At 66.5% G+C, this 19,728-nt stretch carries 16 protein-coding genes; 5 read left to right on the forward strand and 11 right to left on the reverse strand.

Translation table 11 applies throughout. The annotated features are described in order from the left end of the window. Positions 1-121: 121 nt before the first annotated feature. Positions 122-1,156 carry an RluA family pseudouridine synthase gene (locus WIX39_RS19820; protein WP_409195666.1) on the reverse strand — a complete coding sequence of 345 codons (1,035 nt, stop codon included), beginning with the start codon at positions 1,154-1,156 and terminating at the stop codon, positions 122-124. A gap of 14 nt (positions 1,157-1,170) precedes the next feature. Between WIX39_RS19820 and WIX39_RS19825 the strand changes: the two genes are divergently transcribed. After that, a complete protein-coding gene (locus WIX39_RS19825; protein ID WP_081269094.1) occupies positions 1,171-1,977 on the forward strand; it encodes an outer membrane protein assembly factor BamD in 807 nt (268 codons plus the stop codon). A 30-nt stretch (positions 1,978-2,007) separates the two neighbouring features. On the opposite strand, the gene WIX39_RS19830 is transcribed toward WIX39_RS19825, so the two are convergent. Together WIX39_RS19830 and WIX39_RS19835 are read right to left on the reverse strand one after the other, a co-directional pair. Next, entirely contained in the window at positions 2,008-4,095 is a 2,088-nt protein-coding gene (locus WIX39_RS19830; protein WP_409195667.1) for an ATP-dependent DNA helicase, read from the reverse strand. Beyond that, positions 4,092-4,295 carry a YdcH family protein gene (locus WIX39_RS19835; protein ID WP_081269092.1) on the reverse strand — a complete coding sequence of 68 codons (204 nt, stop codon included), beginning with the start codon at positions 4,293-4,295 and terminating at the stop codon, positions 4,092-4,094. The genes WIX39_RS19830 and WIX39_RS19835 overlap by 4 nt, the downstream gene beginning before the upstream one ends. 106 nt (positions 4,296-4,401) lie before the next feature. Here WIX39_RS19835 and WIX39_RS19840 point away from each other — a divergent pair, with 106 nt between their 5' ends. After that, positions 4,402-5,172, forward strand: coding sequence for a PP2C family protein-serine/threonine phosphatase (locus WIX39_RS19840; RefSeq protein WP_081269091.1), 771 nt, complete (start codon positions 4,402-4,404; stop codon positions 5,170-5,172). Between the two features lie 30 nt (positions 5,173-5,202). Here WIX39_RS19840 and WIX39_RS19845 read toward each other — a convergent pair whose 3' ends face one another. The 8 genes from WIX39_RS19845 to WIX39_RS19880 all read right to left on the reverse strand — a co-directional run bounded on the left by WIX39_RS19845 (position 5,203) and on the right by WIX39_RS19880 (position 16,288). Then, entirely contained in the window at positions 5,203-5,880 is a 678-nt protein-coding gene (locus tag WIX39_RS19845; protein WP_409195668.1) for a hypothetical protein, read from the reverse strand. Beyond that, positions 5,877-6,977: a cell division protein ZapE gene (gene zapE / locus WIX39_RS19850; protein ID WP_081269089.1), complete on the reverse strand. Its 1,101-nt coding sequence runs from the start codon at positions 6,975-6,977 to the stop codon at positions 5,877-5,879. Before zapE ends, WIX39_RS19845 begins: the two co-directional genes overlap by 4 nt. Before the next feature lie 4 nt (positions 6,978-6,981). Next, complete coding sequence (lpdA, locus tag WIX39_RS19855) at positions 6,982-8,409, reverse strand: dihydrolipoyl dehydrogenase (RefSeq protein ID WP_409195669.1); 1,428 nt, start codon at positions 8,407-8,409, stop codon at positions 6,982-6,984. A 145-nt stretch (positions 8,410-8,554) separates the two neighbouring features. Further along, on the reverse strand, positions 8,555-9,826 hold the full coding sequence (odhB, locus tag WIX39_RS19860) for a 2-oxoglutarate dehydrogenase complex dihydrolipoyllysine-residue succinyltransferase (protein ID WP_285410977.1): 1,272 nt from the start codon (positions 9,824-9,826) through the stop codon (positions 8,555-8,557). Between the two features lie 56 nt (positions 9,827-9,882). Then, the gene (locus tag WIX39_RS19865; protein ID WP_081271718.1) at positions 9,883-12,759 is read right to left on the reverse strand and encodes a 2-oxoglutarate dehydrogenase E1 component; all 2,877 of its coding nucleotides are present in this window, start codon (positions 12,757-12,759) and stop codon (positions 9,883-9,885) included. 179 nt (positions 12,760-12,938) lie between these two features. Beyond that, positions 12,939-14,858 (reverse strand): propionate--CoA ligase, encoded by a 1,920-nt coding sequence (locus tag WIX39_RS19870; RefSeq protein WP_409196356.1) that lies wholly within the window; start codon positions 14,856-14,858, stop codon positions 12,939-12,941. Between the two features lie 139 nt (positions 14,859-14,997). After that, the gene (locus WIX39_RS19875; RefSeq protein ID WP_081271716.1) at positions 14,998-15,603 is read right to left on the reverse strand and encodes an isochorismatase family protein; all 606 of its coding nucleotides are present in this window, start codon (positions 15,601-15,603) and stop codon (positions 14,998-15,000) included. A 34-nt stretch (positions 15,604-15,637) separates the two neighbouring features. After that, entirely contained in the window at positions 15,638-16,288 is a 651-nt protein-coding gene (locus WIX39_RS19880) for a TetR/AcrR family transcriptional regulator (protein WP_409195670.1), read from the reverse strand. Positions 16,289-16,394: 106 nt separating this feature from the next. On the opposite strand from WIX39_RS19880, the gene WIX39_RS19885 reads away from it, so the two are divergent. The 3 genes from WIX39_RS19885 (at position 16,395) to WIX39_RS19895 (ending at position 19,680) form a co-directional block, all read left to right on the forward strand. Further along, entirely contained in the window at positions 16,395-18,017 is a 1,623-nt protein-coding gene (locus WIX39_RS19885; RefSeq protein WP_409195671.1) for a 4-hydroxyphenylacetate 3-hydroxylase family protein, read from the forward strand. A 10-nt stretch (positions 18,018-18,027) separates the two neighbouring features. Continuing rightward, positions 18,028-18,822 carry an alpha/beta fold hydrolase gene (locus WIX39_RS19890; RefSeq protein ID WP_409195672.1) on the forward strand — a complete coding sequence of 265 codons (795 nt, stop codon included), beginning with the start codon at positions 18,028-18,030 and terminating at the stop codon, positions 18,820-18,822. A 282-nt stretch (positions 18,823-19,104) separates the two neighbouring features. After that, positions 19,105-19,680 carry a C40 family peptidase gene (locus tag WIX39_RS19895; RefSeq protein ID WP_081271713.1) on the forward strand — a complete coding sequence of 192 codons (576 nt, stop codon included), beginning with the start codon at positions 19,105-19,107 and terminating at the stop codon, positions 19,678-19,680. Positions 19,681-19,728 lie beyond the last annotated feature (48 nt).

The following is a 19,728-nucleotide window of genomic DNA, read 5'->3' on the forward strand; positions in this document are numbered from 1 at the left end:
TATCCGGGAAAAGGCGCCTGGGTAGACGCTGGCTCACAAGGATGAAAGGAGTAGGCGTTGCCGGCACGCGGCGAATGCAACGCAAGGCCGGCATCGGATGGCCGGCGCGGCCCTCGGGCCGTCAGGCGCGATTGTAATCCAGCCCCCAGGACTGCAAAGCCTGAACGATGTCGGGCGGTGGCGGCGAGCGGAACTCCATGGCTTCGTGGGTGACCGGATGCACGAATGCCAGACGGAACGCATGCAGCGCCTGGCGCGACAGGCCGACGGCCGGCGCGCCGCCGTAAAGCGCGTCTCCCACCAGCGGATGCCCGATCGACGCCATGTGCACGCGGATCTGGTGGGTGCGGCCGGTTTCAAGCGTGCAGCGCACCACGCAGCCTTCGGAGTGGCTGTCGAGCCGCTCGATGAGCGTGCGCGCGGTCTTGCCCGCATGGCGCTCGAGGTCGACCACCGCCATGCGCAGCCGGTTGCGCGGGTCCCGCCCGATGGGCGCGTCGACCTGCCTGGCGGCCGCGCCGGCCCATGGCTTGTGCCCGATCGCCAGGTACTGCCGCTTGACCTCTCGCGCGGCGATCAGCGCGACCATCGCGTCCATGGTCGCCCGCGTGCGCGCAACCACCATCAGCCCGCTGGTGTCGCGGTCGAGCCGGTGGACGATGCCGGCGCGCGGGAGCAGCACGGCCTTGGGGTCGAGCGCCAGCAGCCCGTTGAGCAGCGTGCCGCTCCAATGCCCGGGCGCCGGGTGCACGACCAGCCCTGCGGGCTTGTCGACGATGCGCAGGTGCTCGTCCTCGTAGACGGTCACGAGGTCCATCGGCTCTGGCCGGAAGGCCTGGCTCTGGGGCGTGGGCCGCAGTTCGATGCGCCCCGCCTGCCCCGCCTTGACGCCCGCCGAGACCTTGGTGACGGCGCGCCCCTGGAGCTCGACGGCCCCCGCCTCGATGAGCTGCTGGAGGTAGCTGCGGGAAAACTCGGGCACCAGGGCCGCCAGCGCGCGGTCCAGCCGCTGGCCGTGCTGGGCGGAATCGATGGCGAAGGGCCGGAGTTCGCTGGCCTCGGCCGGGTCGGCGCCTTCCTCGTGTTCGGCCGCCTCCAGGTTCTCGGGGGTATTGCCCGAAGGGCCGGTCGATATAATTGAGGGTAACTGTTTCACGAAAGCCGTATGTGATGTTTCGCGCCAAATTATCGGTCCCCACCTGGATCGCGCTCAGCGCGGCGGCCCTGCTCGCAGCCGGCTGCTCGTCGACCACCGTCGACAAGACCGCGAACTGGAGTCCCAACAAGATCTACGCGGAAGCAAAGGACGAGGCCGGATCTGGAGCCTACGACAAGGCCGTGCCGCTCTACGAGAAGCTCGAAGGCCGCGCCGCCGGCACGCCGCTCGCGCAGCAGGCCCAGCTGGAAAAGGCCTACGCCCAGTACAAGTCGGGTGAAAAGGCCAGCGCCATCGCCACCATCGACCGCTTCATGAAGCTGCATCCGGCGAGCCCCGCGCTCGACTATGCGCTGTACCTCAAGGGCGTGATCAACTTCAACGACGACCTCGGCATGTTCGCGTTCCTCACGCGCCAGGACCTGTCCGAGCGCGACCAGAAGGCCGCCAAGGAATCGTTCGAGTCGTTCAAGGACCTCGTGACCCGCTTCCCCGAGTCGCGCTACGCCCCCGACGCGCGCCAGCGCATGAACTACATCGTGAACTCGCTCGCCCAGTACGAGGTTCACGTGGCCCGCTATTACTACTCGCGCGGCGCCTACCTGGCGGCCATCAACCGCGCCCAGATCGCCCTGTCCGACTACCGCGAAGTGCCGGCGCTCGAGGAAGCCCTGTACATCATGGTGAAGTCGTACGACGCGCTCGGCATGAAGGACCTGCGCGACGACGCCCAGCGCGTGCTGACCACCAACTACCCCCAGAGCACCTACCTTGCCAACGGCTTCAAGGGCAAGGACGACCCCTGGTGGAAGGTCTGGTAAGGCCAGCAGCCCTGAACCGGCGCGCTCCGGCTAGCTCCTGAGCGCGTCCAGCGCGGCGTCGAAGTCCGCTTCGTTTTCGAGCCGCCGCATCGGCGGAAGCGCCGCCAGCAGGCGGCGGCCGTAGCCCATGGCGACCAGGCGGGTGTCGCATATCGCCAGCACGCCGCTGTCGGTCTCCCGCCGAATCAACCGCCCCGCCCCCTGCTTGAGCGCAACAGCCGCTTCGGGCAACGAGTAATCCGCGAACGAACTGCGCCCCTGCGCCTCCAGGCGCTGCGAGCGTGCCTCGACCAGGGGGTCGTTGGGCGGCGGGAACGGCAGCTTGTCGATCACCACCAGTTGCAGCGCGTCGCCCGGCGCGTCGAAGCCCTCCCAGAACGAAGCCGACGCCACCAGCACGCAGCCCGCGCGCCCGCCGCTCGCGCCCTCGCGAAAACGATCCATCAGCACCCGCTTGGGCAGCTCGCCCTGCACCAGCACCTCGGGGCGAGCTTCGGTCTCCAGCAGCTCGAACTGCTGCTTGATGGCGTCGCCGATGGTGCGCAAGGCGCGCAGCGTGGTCGTCAGCACCAGCGTACGGCCGCCGAGTTCGGTGGCGCCGCGCGCAGCCAGTTCGGCGACCCGCTGGCTGTGCGAGGGGGCGTTGGGCTTGGGGAACGCGCGAGGCACGTACAGCGCCGCCTGCGAGGCATAGTCGAACGGACTCTGCACGCGCAGCACTTCGGCATCGTGCAGGCCGCAGGGCTCGGTGAACCAACGCAGCGTGGGCTCGTCGCCGAGCGTGGCCGAGGTGAAGACCCAGGCTCGGCCGCTGTCTTCATGCACCGGCGTCTCGCGGGCGGGCCGCTCGCCGTAGGCATCGAGTTCGTCGCCGTCGTCCGCGTCGCCGCCTTCTTCGGCATCCGACGCATCGGCGATCTTGAGCACCCGCTTGCGCATCGCATCCGCGATGTCGAGCGGCGACTCGATCAGCCGCAGTTGCGAGCCGACATCCACCCAGCGCACCGAGTCGACCTCGCAAGGCTGCGCGAAGCGCGCCGTGCGCTTGGCGAGCTGGCGTGCCCGCTCGTGCAGCCGCACGAAGTCGGGCGAGATTTCGCTGACGGTGGCCAGCCCTTCGGCGGCCAGTTCGAACGAGTGCTGCAGGTCATCGAGCGCATGCTGCCAGGCGTCGGGGTCGATGCCTTCCGGCGAAGGGCCCAGCCAGCGCAGCTTGGCGCCCGGCCACTGCTTGCCGACCACCAGCCGCAGCTCGCGCGCGGCACGCTCGACGCCGGACACCAGTTGCTGCCAGTCGACCAGCCCGCGCGCATGCTGCAGGCCCGAGCCCAGCATGTCGCGCGCGAAATCGAGTGCTTGGCCGCTGCCGAGCTGCGCACCCAGGAACTGCACGCCGGTTTCATTGAGCTGGTGCGCCTCGTCGAACACGACGACGCTCACGCTGGGCAGCAACTCCGCCATGCCGGTCTCGCGCACCGCGAGGTCGGCGAAGAACAGGTGATGGTTGATGACGACGATGTCGGCGGCCAGCGCCTCGCGCCGCGCCAGGTTGACGTGGCAGGCCTTGAACTGCGGGCACTGCGCGCCCAGGCAGTTCTCGCGGGTGGACGTGATGAGGGGGATCAGCGGCGAACGCTCGTCCAGCCCCGGCAGCTCGGCCAAGTCGCCGGTGCGCGTGGCCTTGGACCATTGCTCGATCTTGGCGAGCGTGCGCAGGCTGCCGCGTTCGGGCAGCGAGGCGTCATGGCGCGCGGTGTCCAGGCGATGCAGGCAGAGGTAGCTGGCGCGCCCCTTCAACAACGCCGTGCGCACCGGCAGCCCGAAAGCCTCGACCAGCCGGGGCAGGTCGCGGCCGAACAGCTGGTCCTGCAGGGTCTTGGTGGCGGTGGACAGCAGCACGCGCTCGCCGCTCAGCAGCGCCGGCACGAGGTACGAGAAAGTCTTGCCGACCCCGGTGCCGGCCTCGACCACCAGCACGCCGCCCTGATCGATGGTGCGGGCCACGGCCATGGCCATCTCGGTCTGGCCCGAGCGTTCGCGGAACTGCTCGGCGGCACGCGACAGCGCACCGTCTTGCGCGAAGGCGTCGCGCACCTTGTCTTCGAGCGCGCCTGTCACGCCGGCTCTTTCGGGTCGAGCACGTTTTCGAGGCGCGTGATCTGGTCGCGCAATGCGAGGCGGCGCTTTTTCAGGCGCCGCAGCAGCAACTCGTCTTGCGGCGAGCCTTCGGACAGCCGGTCGATGGTGGCATCGAGATCGGCATGCTCGATACGCAGCTCGATGAGCTGCCGGGAAAGGGAATGAAGATTGGAGTCCAACGTTGGGGAGCGAACGCAGAGTTGGCGCGTCGCATGTTCATTCGATAATACGTCCTGACACGAATCCCCGAGAAGACAGAACCACGCGCTTTGGCGCACATGCCTCATGACTCAAGGCTTTCGACTAGCAGCGGCCACCGGACTCCACAAGGGAGACCGCCCGTACCAACAGGACCAGGTCTTGATGATGAGTCACCCGAGGGTGCCCGGCTGCGTGCTGGGCGTCGTTGCGGACGGCATGGGCGGTCGCAGCGGCGGGCGCAAGGCGTCCGACCAGGTGATGATGACCGCGCGCCAGCTCTTCGCGCGCTACGCCCCGGGCCGCGACGACCCCGAAGTCCTGCTGAGGCAAATGCTGGAAGACTCGCACACCGTCATCAAGCTCACCGCAGTTTCCAGCGAGCAGGAGCCCCACAGCACGCTGGCGGCGTTCCTGCTGAACCCCAAGGGCGAATGCGCCTGGATCCATGCCGGCGACTCGCGCATCTATCACTTCCACGACGGACAGCTCGTCAAGCGCACGCGCGACCATTCGTACGTGCAGGCGCTGATCGACCGCGGCCAGATCAGCGAGGCCGAAGCCAATACCCATCCGCAGGGCAACATCCTTCTGGGCTGCCTTGGCATGACCACGACGCCGCCGCCCATCGATCCGCACTACATCCCGAAGATGCAGTCCGGCGACCTGCTGATGGCATGCAGCGACGGGCTCTGGCATTACTTCACGCCCGAGGAAATGGCGAGCGTGCTGTACGCCCAGCCCCCGCGCGACGCGGTGGAAATCCTGGTGGGCGAAGCGCGACGCCGGGCGCGCGGCACAGGCGACAACATCTCCATCGCAGTCCTGAAGCTCGACGCGCTGCCGGCAGCGGCCTGAGCGCGGTTCTTCCAGGCGGCAGTGCCCGAATCAGGGTGCGGCCGGAGCCGGAGTAGCGCCCGCCGCGGGAGGCGGCGGCAGCGGCGCGCCGCGCGGCTTGTCGCTCGAGGCATTCCTGCGCTCGACGCTGGCCCTGTGCTCGGCCGCCCTCTTCTGCTTGTCTTCGAAGCGCTGGACGTTCGCAGGTGCGTCGGCTCGCAACTGGGCCGCCTTGGCCCGCTCGTCGGCATGTGCCTGCTGCTTCGACTGGAATTCGCGCTCGCGCTCCGCTGCGCCGGAAGCCGTCGAGGCACGGCTGGCCGCGTGGTCGGCAGCGCGCTGCTCGCGGTCCTTCTGGCTCTGGATCGACTGTTCCTGCTTTTCCTTGGTGTCCTGCTCGCGCTGCGTGGCAGCCTTCTGGTCGAGCTTCTGCAGTTCCGCAGCACCGCTGCGCTGGCGCTGGATGTCGTTGATCGCGGTTTCCTGGCGCTTGATGCTGTCGGACTGGATCCGGCGCCGGTTGCGGCTTTCGCTCAGGCAGTCCTCGACCGCGAATTTCTTGTAGCAGGCGGTCCGCTCTTCCAGGAAGCGCTTTTCCATGGCCTCGCGCTCGGACGAGAGCCTGCGCTTCTCGGCCTCGAGATCGACAGTGCCCGAGGCGGCGTTGGACTGCGCCCACAGCGGCAGGCTGGCCAACGACATCAACAGGACAAGAGCGAATTTTTTCATGTGAGTCGGGTGTCGACGATGCGGCGTTCCAGGGAAAGAAACTCGCTCGACTGCATTTCGGTGAGCCGGGAGACCGTGCGCGGGAATTCGTGCGACAGCGGACCCTCGGTGTACAACGCCTCGGGCGGAACCTCAGCCGACATGATGAGCTTGCAGCGCCGGTCGTACAAGACGTCGATCAGCCATGTGAAACGGCGTGCTTCCGAAGCCATGCGCACGGGCATGTGCGGCACGTCGGACAGCAGCACCGTGTGGAACTGGCTCGCTATCTCCAGGTAGTCGTTCTGCGAACGCGGGCCGCCGCACAGCGTCTTGAAGTCGAACCAGACCACGCCGCCGGCCTTGCGCCGCGCGCGGATCTCGCGCGATTCGATGTGCAGCACCGGGTTTTCGTCGGCCACCTCGGCCAGCTTGTCGAAGGCCTTGCGCATTTCCTTCTCGGCCGCCGCGTCGTTGGGCGTGAGGTACATGCGCAGTTGCTCCAGCGTGCGGCGCCGGTAGTCGGTGCCGTTGTCGACGCTGAGCACCTCGAGCTTCTCATTGAGGAGCGCGATGGCAGGCAGGATGCGGTCGCGATGCAACCCGCCGGGGTAGAGATCGTCGGGCTTGAAGTTCGAGGTGGTGACGAAGCCCACGCCGTTCTCGAACAGCGACACCAGCAGCCGATGAAGAATCATCGCGTCGGTGATGTCCGCCACATGGAACTCGTCGAAGCAGATGAGCTTGTAGCGCTTGGAAATGCGCAGGCCCAGTTCGTCGAGCGGATTGACCGTGCCTTGCAGCTCCCGCAGTTCGCGGTGCACTTCACGCATGAACTCATGGAAGTGCAGGCGCGTCTTGCGCCGCAGCGGCACGGCGTTGAAGAACAAGTCCATCAGGAAGCTCTTGCCCCGCCCGACGCCACCGTACATGTAGACGCCGCGCGGGAGCTCCGGCCGGTTGATGAACTTCTTCAGCGCATTCGAACGCTGGGCCTTGTACTCGGCCCATTCGTTGGCGCAGCGATCCAGCGCCTCCACGGCGCGCAGTTGCGCGGGATCGCTGTGGAACCCGCGCGCAGCGAGTTCCGCCTCGTAGGCCTGTTTGACGCTGGTCAAGAGATCAGAAGTTCAGCGTGCGCTTGTCGACAGCCAGCGCGGCTTCCTTCGTGGCTTCCGACAGCGACGGGTGCGCATGGCAGATGCGGGCGATGTCTTCCGCGCTCGCCTTGAACTCCATGGCCACGACGGCTTCGGAGATCAGTTCGCTGGCCTGCGGGCCCACGATGTGCACGCCCAGGATCTCGTCGGTCGCGGCATCGGCCAGGAACTTGACCATGCCGGTCGTGTCGCCCAGTGCGCGTGCGCGGCCGTTCGCGAGGAACGGGAAGGTGCCGGCCTTGTAGGCGCGGCCTTCGGTCTTGAGCTGCTGCTCGGTCTGGCCGACCCACGCGATCTCGGGGCTCGTGTAGATCACCCAGGGAATCGTGTTGAAGTTGACGTGGCCGTGCTGGCCCGCAATGCGCTCCGCCACGGCAACGCCCTCTTCCTCGGCCTTGTGCGCCAGCATCGGGCCGCGCACCACGTCGCCGATCGCCCAGACGTTGGGCAGGTTGGTCTTGCACGCGTCGTCCACGGCGATGGCGCCGCGCTCGTCGAGCTTCAGGCCCACGGCTTCGGCGTTCAGGCCGATGGTGTTGGGCACGCGGCCGATCGACACGATCAGCTTGTCGACTTCCAGCGTCTGGGCTTCGCCCTTGGCGTTGGTCCAGGCAACGCTCACGCCCTTCTTGGACGACTTGATCTCGCCGACCTTCACGCCGAGTTCGATCTTGAGCTTCTGCTTGTCGAACGCCTTCTTGGCTTCCTTGGCGATCTGCTCGTCCACCGCGCCGAGGAAGGTCGGCAGCGCTTCGAGCACCGTGACTTCCGCGCCGAGGCGACGCCACACCGAGCCCATTTCGAGGCCGATGACGCCCGAGCCGATCAGGCCCAGCTTCTTGGGCACCGCGCCGATGCGCAGCGCGCCGTCGTTCGAGAGGATGTTCTCCTCGTCAAACGGCGCGCCCGGCAGCGCACGGGCGTTGGAGCCCGTGGCGATGACGATGTGCTTGCCGCTGATCGACTCTTCGGCGGCGCCGGCCACCTTGAGCTCGTAGCCGGTTTCGTCCGTCTTCACGAACGATGCGCGGCCGTGGAAGAACGTGATCTTGTTCTTCTTGAACAGGTACAGGATGCCGTCGTTGTTCTGCTTCACGACCTGGTCCTTGCGGGCCAGCATCTTGTCGATGTCCAGGCCCAGGCCTTCGACCTTGATGCCGTGGTCGGCGAAGTGGTGGCCGGCCTGCTCGAAGTGCTCCGACGATTGCAGCAGTGCCTTCGAGGGAATGCAGCCGACGTTGGTGCAGGTGCCGCCCGGTGCCGGGCCGCCCTTGCCGTTCTTCCACTCGTCGACGCAGGCGACGTTGAAGCCGAGTTGCGCCGCACGGATGGCGGCGATGTAGCCGCCGGGGCCGCCGCCGATGACGACGACGTCGAATTGTTTGCTCATTGGGTTTCCGTTTCAGTTGTCCATCGCGCCGCGTGAATCAGGGTTCCTTCGCGAACACCGCGGAACCGGCTTTGCCGGACCGCAGGTGTTGCCCCCGCGAGGGGGTTGGCGAAGCGACACGAAGTGCGCGAAGACTGGGGGTGGATCAGATGTCGAACAGCAGGCGCGACGGGTCTTCCAGCGCTTCCTTCATGGCGACCAGGCCCAGCACGGCTTCGCGGCCGTCGATGATGCGGTGGTCGTAGCTCATGGCGAGGTAGTTCATCGGGCGGATCACGATCTGGCCGTTTTCCACCACGGCGCGGTCCTTGGTGGCGTGCACGCCCAGGATGGCCGACTGGGGCGGGTTGATGATCGGGGTCGAGAGCATCGAGCCGAAAGTTCCGCCGTTCGAGATGGAGAACGTGCCGCCGGTCATGTCTTCGATGCCCAGCTTGCCGTCTTGCGCCTTCTTGCCGAACTCGGCGATCTTCTTCTCGATGTCGGCGAAGCTCATCTGGTCGGCGTTGCGCAGGATCGGCACCACCAGGCCGCGCGGCGAACCGACGGCGATGCCGATGTCGAAGTAGCCGTGGTACAGGATGTCGTTGCCGTCGACCGAGGCGTTGATCACCGGGTACTTCTTCAGCGCGTGCACGGCGGCCTTCACGAAGAAGGACATGAAGCCGAGCTTCACGCCGTGCTCCTTGGTGAAGCTGTCCTGGAAGCGCTTGCGCAGTTCCATGACCGGCGCCATGTTGACTTCGTTGAAGGTCGTCAGGATGGCGTTGGTGGATTGCGACTGCAGCAGGCGCTCGGCGATGCGGGCGCGCAGGCGGCTCATCGGCACGCGCTGTTCCGGACGCTCGCCCAGGTCGGGCGCACCGGCGGGCGCCGCGACTTGCGGCAGCGCGGGCTTGGCGGCCGGCGCGGCGACGGTGGCGGCAGGTGCCGCGGGCTTGGCGCCCGAAGCCACGGCGCCGAGCACGTCGCCCTTGGTGACGCGGCCGTCCTTGCCGGTGCCGGCGACGTCGCTGGTCTTCAGGTTGTTGTCTGCCAGCAGCTTGGCGGCGGCGGGCATGGCCACGTCGGCCTTCGAGCCACCCGTGGCAGCAGCGGCTGCCGCCGGGGCGGGTGCCGCAGCCGCAGGAGCGGCAGCGGGTGCAGCGGCAGCCGGGGCGCCGGCCGAAGCCTTGCCTTCGGTGTCGATCTTGGCGATCAGCTGCTCGGCCACCACGGTGGCGCCGTCGGGCTGAACGATTTCAGCCAGCACGCCGGCCGATGGCGCGGGCACTTCCAGCACGACCTTGTCGGTCTCGATCTCGATCAGGATTTCATCGACGGCGACGGCTTCGCCGGCCTTCTTCTTCCAGGTGAGCATGGTGGCCTCGGCCACGGATTCGGAAAGCTGGGGGACTTTGACTTCTACGATAGACATGTGGAGTGAGCTCCGTTTTGTTCTTCAGGGTGTTCGTGTGAAAAAGGGACAGGCGATTACTTGGTCAGCACGAAGCCCTTGAGCTTGGCGAACGCGCCGTCGACCAGCGCCTTCTGCTGTTCCTGGTGCAGGTGCGAGTAGCCCACCGCCGGCGATGCCGATGCGGCACGGCCGGAGTAGCCGAGCTTCTGGCCGTCCTGCATGTTTTCGTGGATGTAGTGCTGCACGAAGAACCAGGCGCCCTGGTTCTGCGGCTCGTCCTGGCACCAGACCACGTCGACGAGGTTCGGGTACTTCTTGATCTCGGCGGCAAACGCCTTGTGCGGGAACGGATAGAGCTGCTCGACGCGGATGATCGCCACGTCTTCGCTGCCCAGTTCCTCGCGCTTCTTGGCCAGGTCGTAGTAGACCTTGCCCGAGCAGGCGATCAGGCGCTTGACCTTCTCGGCCTTCAGGCCCTTGCTGTCGGGAATGACGGTCTGGAAGCTGCCCTTGGTGAATTCGGCCAGCGGCGAGGTGGCGTCCTTGTTGCGCAGCAGCGACTTGGGCGTGAGGATGATCAGCGGCTTGCGCAGGTTGCGCACCATCTGGCGGCGCAGCACGTGGAAGATCTGGCTGGCCGTCGTGGGTTGCACCACCTGCATGTTGGTGTCCGCGCTCAGCTGCATGAAGCGCTCCAGGCGTGCCGAGCTGTGCTCGGGGCCCTGGCCTTCGTAGCCGTGCGGCAGCATCATGGTCAGGCCGTTGACGCGGCCCCACTTCACTTCGCCCGAGGCGATGAACTGGTCGATCACCACTTGCGCGCCGTTCACGAAGTCGCCGAACTGGGCTTCCCAGATGACGAGCGTGTTCGGGTCGTTCGATGCATAGCCGTATTCGAACGCAAGCACGGCTTCTTCCGACAGGATCGAGTCGATGACGACGAACGGAGCCTGGTTGTCGGCCACGTTCTGCAGCGGCGTGTAGGTGCCTTCGTCGAACTTCTCGCGGTTCTGGTCGTGCAGCACGGCGTGGCGGTGCGTGAACGTGCCGCGGCCCGAGTCTTCACCCGACAGGCGCACCGGGTAGCCGCTGGCCACCAGCGAGGCGAAGGCCATGTGCTCGCCCATGCCCCAGTCGATGTTGACGTCGCCGCGGCCCATGGCCGCGCGGTCGTCCAGCACCTTCTTCACGAGGGGATGCACCGTGAAGCCTTGCGGCACGGTGGTGATCTTCTCGGCCAGGCGCTTCCACTCGCTGGAGGGAATGGCGGTGTCGCCGGCGTCGGTCCACTTCTTGTTGAGGTACGGGCTCCAGTCGACGGCGTACTTGCTCTTGAAGTTGGTGAGCACGGGGTCGACGGTGTTCTTGCCTTCGTCGAAGGCGGCGCGCTGCGCCTTGACCATGTCGTCGCCGAGCGTGTCGCCCAGGCCTTGAGCGGCCAGCTTGTCGGCGTACAGCTTGCGCGTGCCGGGGTGCTGGGCGATCTTCTTGTACATCAGCGGCTGGGTGAGCGAGGGGGTGTCCTGCTCGTTGTGGCCCAGCTTGCGGAAGCAGATGATGTCGACGACCACGTCCTTCTGGAATTCCATGCGGAAGTCCAGGGCGATCTGGGTGGCGAGCACCACGGCTTCGGGATCGTCGCCGTTCACGTGCAGCACCGGCGCCTCGATCATCTTGACGATGTCCGAGCAGTACAGCGTCGAGCGGCTGTCGCGCGGGTCGCTGGTGGTGAAGCCGATCTGGTTGTTGATGACGAAGTGCACCGTGCCGCCGGTGGAGTAGCCGCGGGTCTCGGCCAGCGCCAGCGTTTCCATCACGACGCCCTGGCCTGCGAAGGCGGCGTCGCCGTGCACGATCACGGGCAGCACCTGCTTGCCCAGCGGGTCGCCGCGGCGGTCCATGCGGGCACGCACCGAGCCTTCGACCACGGGGTTCACGATTTCAAGGTGCGAGGGATTGAACGCGAGGCTCAGGTGCACCGGGCCGCCGGGGGTGGTCACGTCCGAGCTGAAGCCCTGGTGGTACTTGACGTCGCCGCTGGGCAGGTCTTCGGGGGCGGTGTGGTCGAACTCGGCGAACAGGTCGGCCGGCATCTTGCCGAGCGAGTTGACCAGCACGTTCAGGCGGCCGCGGTGGGCCATGCCGATCACGATTTCCTGCACGCCCTTGACGCCGGCCTGGTTGATCAGCTCGTCCATCGCGACGATGAAGCTTTCGCCGCCTTCGAGCGAGAAGCGCTTCTGGCCGACGTACTTGGTGTGCAGGAAGCGCTCGAGGCCTTCGGCGGCCGTCAGGCGGCTGAGCACGTGCTTCTTCTGCTCGGCGCTCAGCTTGGGATTGGTGCGGGCGCTTTCGAGCCGCTGCTGCCACCAGCGCTTGTGGTTCTGGTCGGTGGTGTACATGTACTCGGCACCCATCGTGCCGCAGTACGTTTCGCGCAAGGCATTGAGCAGGTCGCGCAGCGACATGGCTTCCTTGCCGAAGAAGGTGTTGCTGGTGTTGAACACCGTCTCGAGGTCGGCGTCGGTGAAGCCGTAGAACGAGGGCTCGAGTTCCGGGATGGCGGGACGCTCGGCGCGCTTGAGCGGATCGAGGTCGGCCCAGCGTGCGCCGACGTTGCGGTAGGCGGCGATCAGCTGCTGGACGGAGGTGCGCTTGCGGCCGAGTTCGGAATCGGCGCCGCTGGCCTGCACGACCTTGGTCGTGCCCTGCTTCGCGCGTTCGGCGAAGGCGTTGATGACCGGCAGGTGCGGGACGTCGCGGGTGTTGCTGCCGTCGGCGGCGGGAACGTTCTGCAGCGCGTCGAAATACGAACGCCAGTTGTCGGGCACGCTGCCGGGGTTGGAGAGGTAGTTTTCATACATCTCTTCGACATAGGGGGCATTGCCGCCGAAGAGGTATGTGTTGCCTTGATAGGCGGTGTACGCCGATGGCGTCGATGAATCGCTCATGATCCGCTGACCTTCGCTTCCCTGAAGGAAGCACTAGCTGGTTAAGAAACCTTCCGCGACACGGCTGAACCGGTTGGCGGATGCGACTGTGGCTGGGGAAGGGCCTGAGTACCTTGGCATTGTGCCACGTCAACCATATGACGGTTCAAAGGGAGCCTGCAACCCCCTTCGGGGATAACTCAGGGCGAAGAAAGTAACTGTTTGATGTGCTGCAGCGTGGCGGGGTCGTCGATGGTGGTCAGGTCGCCCGGGTCGCGCTGCTCGCAGACGGCCTGGATGGCGCGGCGCAGCAATTTGCCGCTGCGCGTCTTGGGCAGGCCGCTCACGAAGCGCACGCGCGCGGGGCGGGCCAGCGCGCCGAGCTGGTCGGCCACGAGCTTCATGATCTCGCCCTCGAGCTTGAGCGCCACGTCGGCGTCGGCCGCGGCCTTGCCGTCCTTCGGAACGACGAAGGCCATCGCCACCTGCCCCTTGAGCGCGTCGGCAACGCCCACCACGGCCACTTCCGCGACGTTGGCATGGCCCGAAATGCTCTCCTCGATCTCGCGCGTGCCCAGTCGGTGGCCCGCCACGTTGATCACGTCGTCGGTGCGCCCGAGGATGTAGAAATAGCCGTCTTCATCGCGAATGCCCCAGTCGAAGGTCGAATAGACCATCTTGCCGGGTACGCTTTTCCAGTAGGTATCGACGAAGCGCGCGTCGTCCTTCCACACGGTCTGCATGAAACCGGGCGGGGTCGGCCCCTCCACCACGACCACGCCTTTCTCGTTCGCGCCGGTCAGCTCCTCGCCGGTCGACTCGTGCAGGATCTTGATGCGGTAGCCGTACATCGGCACGCCCGGGCTGCCGAACTTGCTGGCCTTGGCCTCCACGCCGTTGGCGATGGTGATCATCGGCCAGCCCGATTCGGTCTGCCAGTAGTTGTCGATGATCGGCACACCCAGGCCCTCGCTGATCCAGCGCGCGGTGGGCTCGTCGAGCGGCTCGCCGGCCAGGAACAGCGCGCGCAGGCTCGACAGGTCGTACTTCTTGAGCAGGGCCGGGTCCTGCTTCTTGAGCACGCGCACCGCGGTGGGCGCGCTGAACATCACCGTCACCCTGTACTTCTCGACGAGGCGCCACCAGATGCCGCCGTCGGGCTGCCGGTCGATGCCCTGCGTGGGCAGGCCTTCGTACATGATGGTCGCCATGCCCGCGATCAGCGGGCCGTACACGATGTAGCTGTGGCCCACCACCCAGCCGATGTCGCTGGTCGAGAAGTAGGTTTCGCCGGGCCGCCCGTCGAAGATGTGCTTCATGCTCGCGGCCAGCGCCACCGCGTAGCCGCCCACGTCGCGTTGCACGCCCTTGGGCTTGCCGGTGGTCCCGCTCGTGTAGATGGTGTAGCTGATGTCGGTGGAGGCGAGCCAGATGCAGGGCACCTTGGCGTCGATGTGCTTCTGGCGCAGTTCGGCGGCGAGGTGGTCGCGCCCTGCCGTCAGGTCCATGGGGGCGAGGCCGCGGTCGGTGAGCAGCACGGCCGAGGGCTTGTGCTTCGACAGGCGGATCGCCTCGTCGAGCAGCGGCTTGTACGCGATGACCTTGCCGCCGCGCGAGCCGGCATCGGCACTCACGACCACCTTGGGCTCGGCATCTTCGATGCGCGTGGCCAGCGAAACGCTCGCGAAGCCGCCGAACACCACGCAGTGGATGGCGCCGATGCGCGCGCAGGCCAGCATGGCGAACGCGGCCTCGGGAATCATCGGCATGTAGATGAGCACCCGGTCGCCCTTGCCGACACCGAGTTCGACAAGGCTGGCGGCGGTGCGCTGCACTGCGGCGTGCAGTTCGTCGAAGCTGTAGCTCTTTTCGACGCCGGTTTCTGTGGAGACGAAGATCAGCGCGGGCTGGCTGCCGCGCTCGGCCAGATGTCGGTCGACGGCGTTGTGGCACAGGTTGGTGGTGCCGCCCACGAACCAGCGCGCGAACGGCGGCTGGCTGGCGTCGAGGATCTGCTGCGCGGGGGTGTGCCAGTCGATCAGCCGGGCCTGCTCGGCCCAGAAGGCCTCGGGCGCATCCACGGACTGGCGATGGAACTCTTCAAAGCGGCTCATCTGGATTTGTCTCCGTTCTATGTTTTCGTTCAAGCGGCCTCGCCAAAACTGAATTCATAATTATGGAGACCGATCTTGCAGCAAGCTGACGACCGGGACAACCCGGCCGAGTCCCACCCCGGCAACGGCGCCGGGGGCAGCGGGTTTAACGGATCAGGGCCTGCAGTTCGCGGAACGCCGGGTGCTCGGCAGTGCGCAGCCACTCGAAGCCGACCATCTCGGTCGTCACCAGCTCGGCGCCGGCACCGGCCAGCCGGTCGAACGCGGCGTCGCGGTTGCGCTCGGTGCGCGAGCTGCAGGCGTCGGTGACGACCCAGACTTCGAACTCGTCTTCCAGCAGGTCGAGCGCGGTCTGCAGCAGGCAGACATGGGCTTCGCAGCCGGCGATCACGATGGTGTTGCGCTCTTCGGGCGCGGCCTGCGGCTTCTGCAGATGCTTCGGCAGGCTCCGGGCATTGCCCTGCGGCGCGGCCTTGGCCGGCGCGCGCAGCCATTCGCCGAGGCCCTCTTCCACGCCGCTGAAGTGCATCTTCGCCAGCGTCTTCCTGCACAGCGCGCGGATGTCCGGCAGGTTTTCGCCGAGCTTGGACGGGTTCTGCTCGGTGCCCCAGACCGGCACGTCGACCCATTTCGCCATCTGGCCGAGGCGCACGGCATTCTTCGCAACGGCCTCGTTTTCGAACACCGCCGGCATCAGCCGTGCCTGGTAGTCGACCAGCACGAGTTGGGATTGCGAAGCGTCGAGCAGCATGAACGGATTCTTTCTTGTAGAGGTTTAGGTTGGGCTAAACCGTACCACCGAAAAGACCGGGTTTGGCCGCCTGGGCGGCAACGCGCTCCACCAGCTGCGCCACGTAGGCCTTGAAGAGTGCGTCGGCCGACTGCCTGAACATGCGGATGCGCCCGGTGTGCTGCATCAGCAGCAGGCCCACGCCGTGTGCGAACAGCGAGGTGTTTTCCCGCAAAGCGCCATCCGCGTCGAGGCCCATGGCCTGCAACGCGTCTTCGCAGGGGCGAAGGGCCTGATGCAGATGGTCGTTCAGCTCATGGTCGAGCTCGCTGGTCAGCCCGCGCGGGCGCATGCCCTGCACAAGATAGAAGCCGAGGTCGAGCTCGCGCGGGTTCGCTGCGTAGAAGTCGAACCACGCCTGCGCCTTGGCGGCGAGCGTCTGGTCAGGACGGCCTTCGGACTCGGGGGCATCAGCGACGGCCGTCTGGAGCCGCTGGATCGATTCATCGAGCAGCGCGCCGTAGATCGCTTCCTTGCTGTCGAAATAGGAGTAGATGGCGCCCGGCGTGTAGCCGGCCCTGCGCGCGATTTCGCGAATGCTCGCGCCCTCGATGCCAGCTTCCAGGAACACGGCGCGTGCGGCGTCGAGCACCAGCGCGCGGCGCGCATCGGTGAGCGCCTGGCGGCGTTGGAGCTTGGCATGCATGGGCGGGACTATACAAAAATTCGAGCGTTGATCAAAAAATTAAACAGTGTTCAAATTTTGCCCGGAAGCCCCTCGGAAGCCCAGAAAACCACGGAGACAAGAAACGATGAACGCCCCGCTCCCCGCCACCACGCTCATGTCCGGCGCCGACTACCGCGAATCGCTGCGCCGCTACCGCCCCACTGTCTTCGTGGACGGCCGCCGCGTCGAAAGCGTGGCCGATGAGCCCGCCTTCCAGCCCGGCATCAATGCCATCGCCCTCACCTACGACTACGCGCTGCGCAAGGAATACGAGCCGCTGATGACGGCGGTGCAGCACACCAGCGGCAAGCGCGTGAACCGGCTGTCGCACATCAACACCAGCTCCGGCGACCTGCTCAACAAGCTGGAGGCGGTGCGCCTTGTCTGCCAGGAAACCGGATGCGCCCAGCGCTACCTGACGCACGACGCGCTCAACGCCATCGCCCAGGTCTCGGCCCGCATCGACGACGCCCGCGGCAGTACCGAGCACACCGCCCGCTTCCACGAGTACCTGCACCGCGTGCAGGACCAGGACCTGACGCTGGGAGTCGCCATGACCGACGCCAAGGGCGACCGCAGCCGGCGGCCACACGAGCAGGCCAACGTCGACAGCTACCTGCACGTGGTGGAGCGCAATGCGCGCGGCATCGTCATCTCGGGCACCAAGGCCATCGTGACGGGAGCGCCCTATGTGCATGAACTGCTGGTCATGCCCTGCCGCAACATGGGCAAGGAAGACGCCGACTTCGCCGTCTGCTGCGCCGTGCCGCTGGACGCGCCGGGGCTCACCATCGTCGCCCGCCCCGCCGGGCGCCCCGGGGAAAAGCTCGAGCATGGCGACGCCCTTTTCAGCCGCAAGTACGGGCAGAGCACCGGCGTATGCATGTTCGACAAGGTCTTCGTGCCATGGGAGCGCGTGTTCTACGCCGGGGAATGGGAGCATTCCGGCCACCTGACCTACAGCTACGCCACGCACCACCGCCACAGCTGCATCGGCGCGCGCGCGGGCTTCGGCGACCTGCTGATCGGCGCCGGCGCGCTGATGTGCGAGGCCAACGGCTTCGACCCGGGCAAGGAAAGCCACCTGCGCGAGCAGATGGTCGAGCTCATCACCATCACCGAAAGCTTCTTTGCCTGCGGCGTGGCGGCCAGCGTCTACGGCAAGGCCGACGAGCACTGCGAGGTCTTCATGCCAGACCCGGTGTTCAGCAACATCGGCAAGCTGCTGCTGGCCACGAAGATCTACGACATGCACCGCATCGCGCACTACGTGAGCGGCGGGCTCATCGTCACCCTGCCCGGCCCCGACGAAGACCACAACCCCGAGACCGCCGCCCGCCTGTCGGACGTGCTGCGCGCCAACCCGGCCATTCCCTACGAGCAGCGCATCGAGACCGCCCGCTTCATCGAGGATCTGACGGCGGGCTACCAGGGCGGCTGGTACAGCGTGATCAGCCTGCACGGCGGCGGTTCGCCGGCCGCGATGAAGCAGGAAATCTGGCGCAACTACCCGCTCGGCTCCAAGGTCGAACTGGTGGAGCGCATCCTCGAGCGCGGCATCGCGGCCGATGGATCGCCCGCCGCCGCCCCGCACGACCCGGCACGCGCCATCACCCGCAACCGCCAGCCCGGCAAATGCTGCGACACCGGCTGCACCACGCCAGGGCAACCGGTGATGGTCGACCTGCCGGCGTCCCGCCGCGCCTAAACTGCGGCGCATGAAGCTGCCGTCAACACGCCTTTGCCTCGTAGCCCTGGGAATCGGAGCGGCCCTGCTGGTCGCGGCCTGCGGCGGAATACGCAAGGCCACCGTGCCGATGGCGACCACGCTCGAGAAGAGCAATTGCGCGCGCAACGTCGACACGCTGCTGGTCATGCTGCCCGGCGCCTATTCCACCCCCGACGAATTCACGCGCGAAGGCTTCGTCAGTGCCGTGCGAGACGCCCGGCTCGCCGCGGACGTGATGCTGGTCGACGCGCACCTGGGCTACTACAACAACAGGAGCATCCTCGATCGCCTGAGCGCCGACGTGATGGCGCCGGCACGCCAGCATGGCTACCGCCATATCTGGATCGTCGGCATCTCGGTCGGCGGATTCGGCGGGCTGCTCTATGCGCAGACGCATCCCGGCGAACTCTCCGGCGTGGTGACGCTCGCGCCCTACCTCGGCGAGCGCGCGCAGAGCACCGACATCGCCAACGCCGGCGGGCTTGCGCAATGGCACGGCCCGCTGGCGGATCCGGGCGAAGGCATTCCCCGCGCGCCGAACGAAACCCAGCTATGGCAATGGTTGCGCGGCTACGTCGGTTTCACGCAGACAGCGGCACCGCGCCCGCCGCTCTACCTGGGCTACGGCGTGGACGACCGCTTCGCTTTCAGCCACCGGCTGCTGGCGGCGGCGCTGCCCGCGGAACGCGTCTTCACCACCGAAGGCGGCCACGACTGGCCGGAGTGGAAGCGCCTGTGGCAACGCATGCTGCCGACGCTGCCGCTGCCGGGCTGCCCCGGTTGACGGCGGCAGCGCCGGCTCCGAGCACTAGCCTGCAACTTCGCAGACTTTGCCAACGGATGACATCAGCTTGGCAGCAAATGGCGAGTGAATCCAGCATCCGGTGTTGTCCAACCCGTCTGCGTAGGTCCATTTTGTGACAACCACTTATGAACCATAAACGTTCACCGTTACATTTTTTCTTTGGGCGAATTGAAAAAATCCATGTAAATCAATGGTTTACGGTGGCAATCGCTAATTCTGTTTAAATTGACATAACCGCGCGTCATCAATATCCTACGCGCCATGCGTTTTTTCGTCCTACCCGTGTCCCTCCTGCTTGCCGTCGCTGCCCACGCAGCCCCTCAACAGGACCGATCTGACGACGAGATGGCCCGCATGCTTGCAGACAAAGGCCTGATCGGCCAGCTGCAGCAGGTGCGTCAAACAGTCTCCGAACGAACCTCCGACCTCGTGGTCACTGCCATCGGCTTCCTCGGCGTGCCTTATCGCCGCGGCGGCAACACGGCGGAAGCAGGCTTCGATTGCAGCGGCTTCGTTCGTGCCATGTACAACCAGACGGTGGGCCACATGCTCCCCCGTCGCGCCGAAGAGCAGGCAGCCGCCACCGAGAAGATCGACCGCGAGCAGCTCAAGCCCGGCGACCTCGTGTTCTTCAACACCATGCGCCGCGCCTTCAGCCATGTCGGCATCTATGTCGGCGAAGGCAAGTTCATCCACTCGCCGCGTTCCGGCGCCCAGGTTCGCGTGGAAGACATGAACGGCAGCTACTGGCAGCGCCGCTTCGACGGTGCCCGCCGCGTGCTGGCCGGCCCCACGGACGAAGTGAAGGCGGCAGCCGTCGCACACACCGGCAACTGAGCCCCTCCTCCCTCCCTGGAAATCCAGGACGAAAAAAATCCCGCCGCA

Origin of the sequence: Variovorax sp. AB1(2024) (assembly GCF_037482385.2) — a bacterium.
Lineage (GTDB): Bacteria > Pseudomonadota > Gammaproteobacteria > Burkholderiales > Burkholderiaceae_C > Variovorax.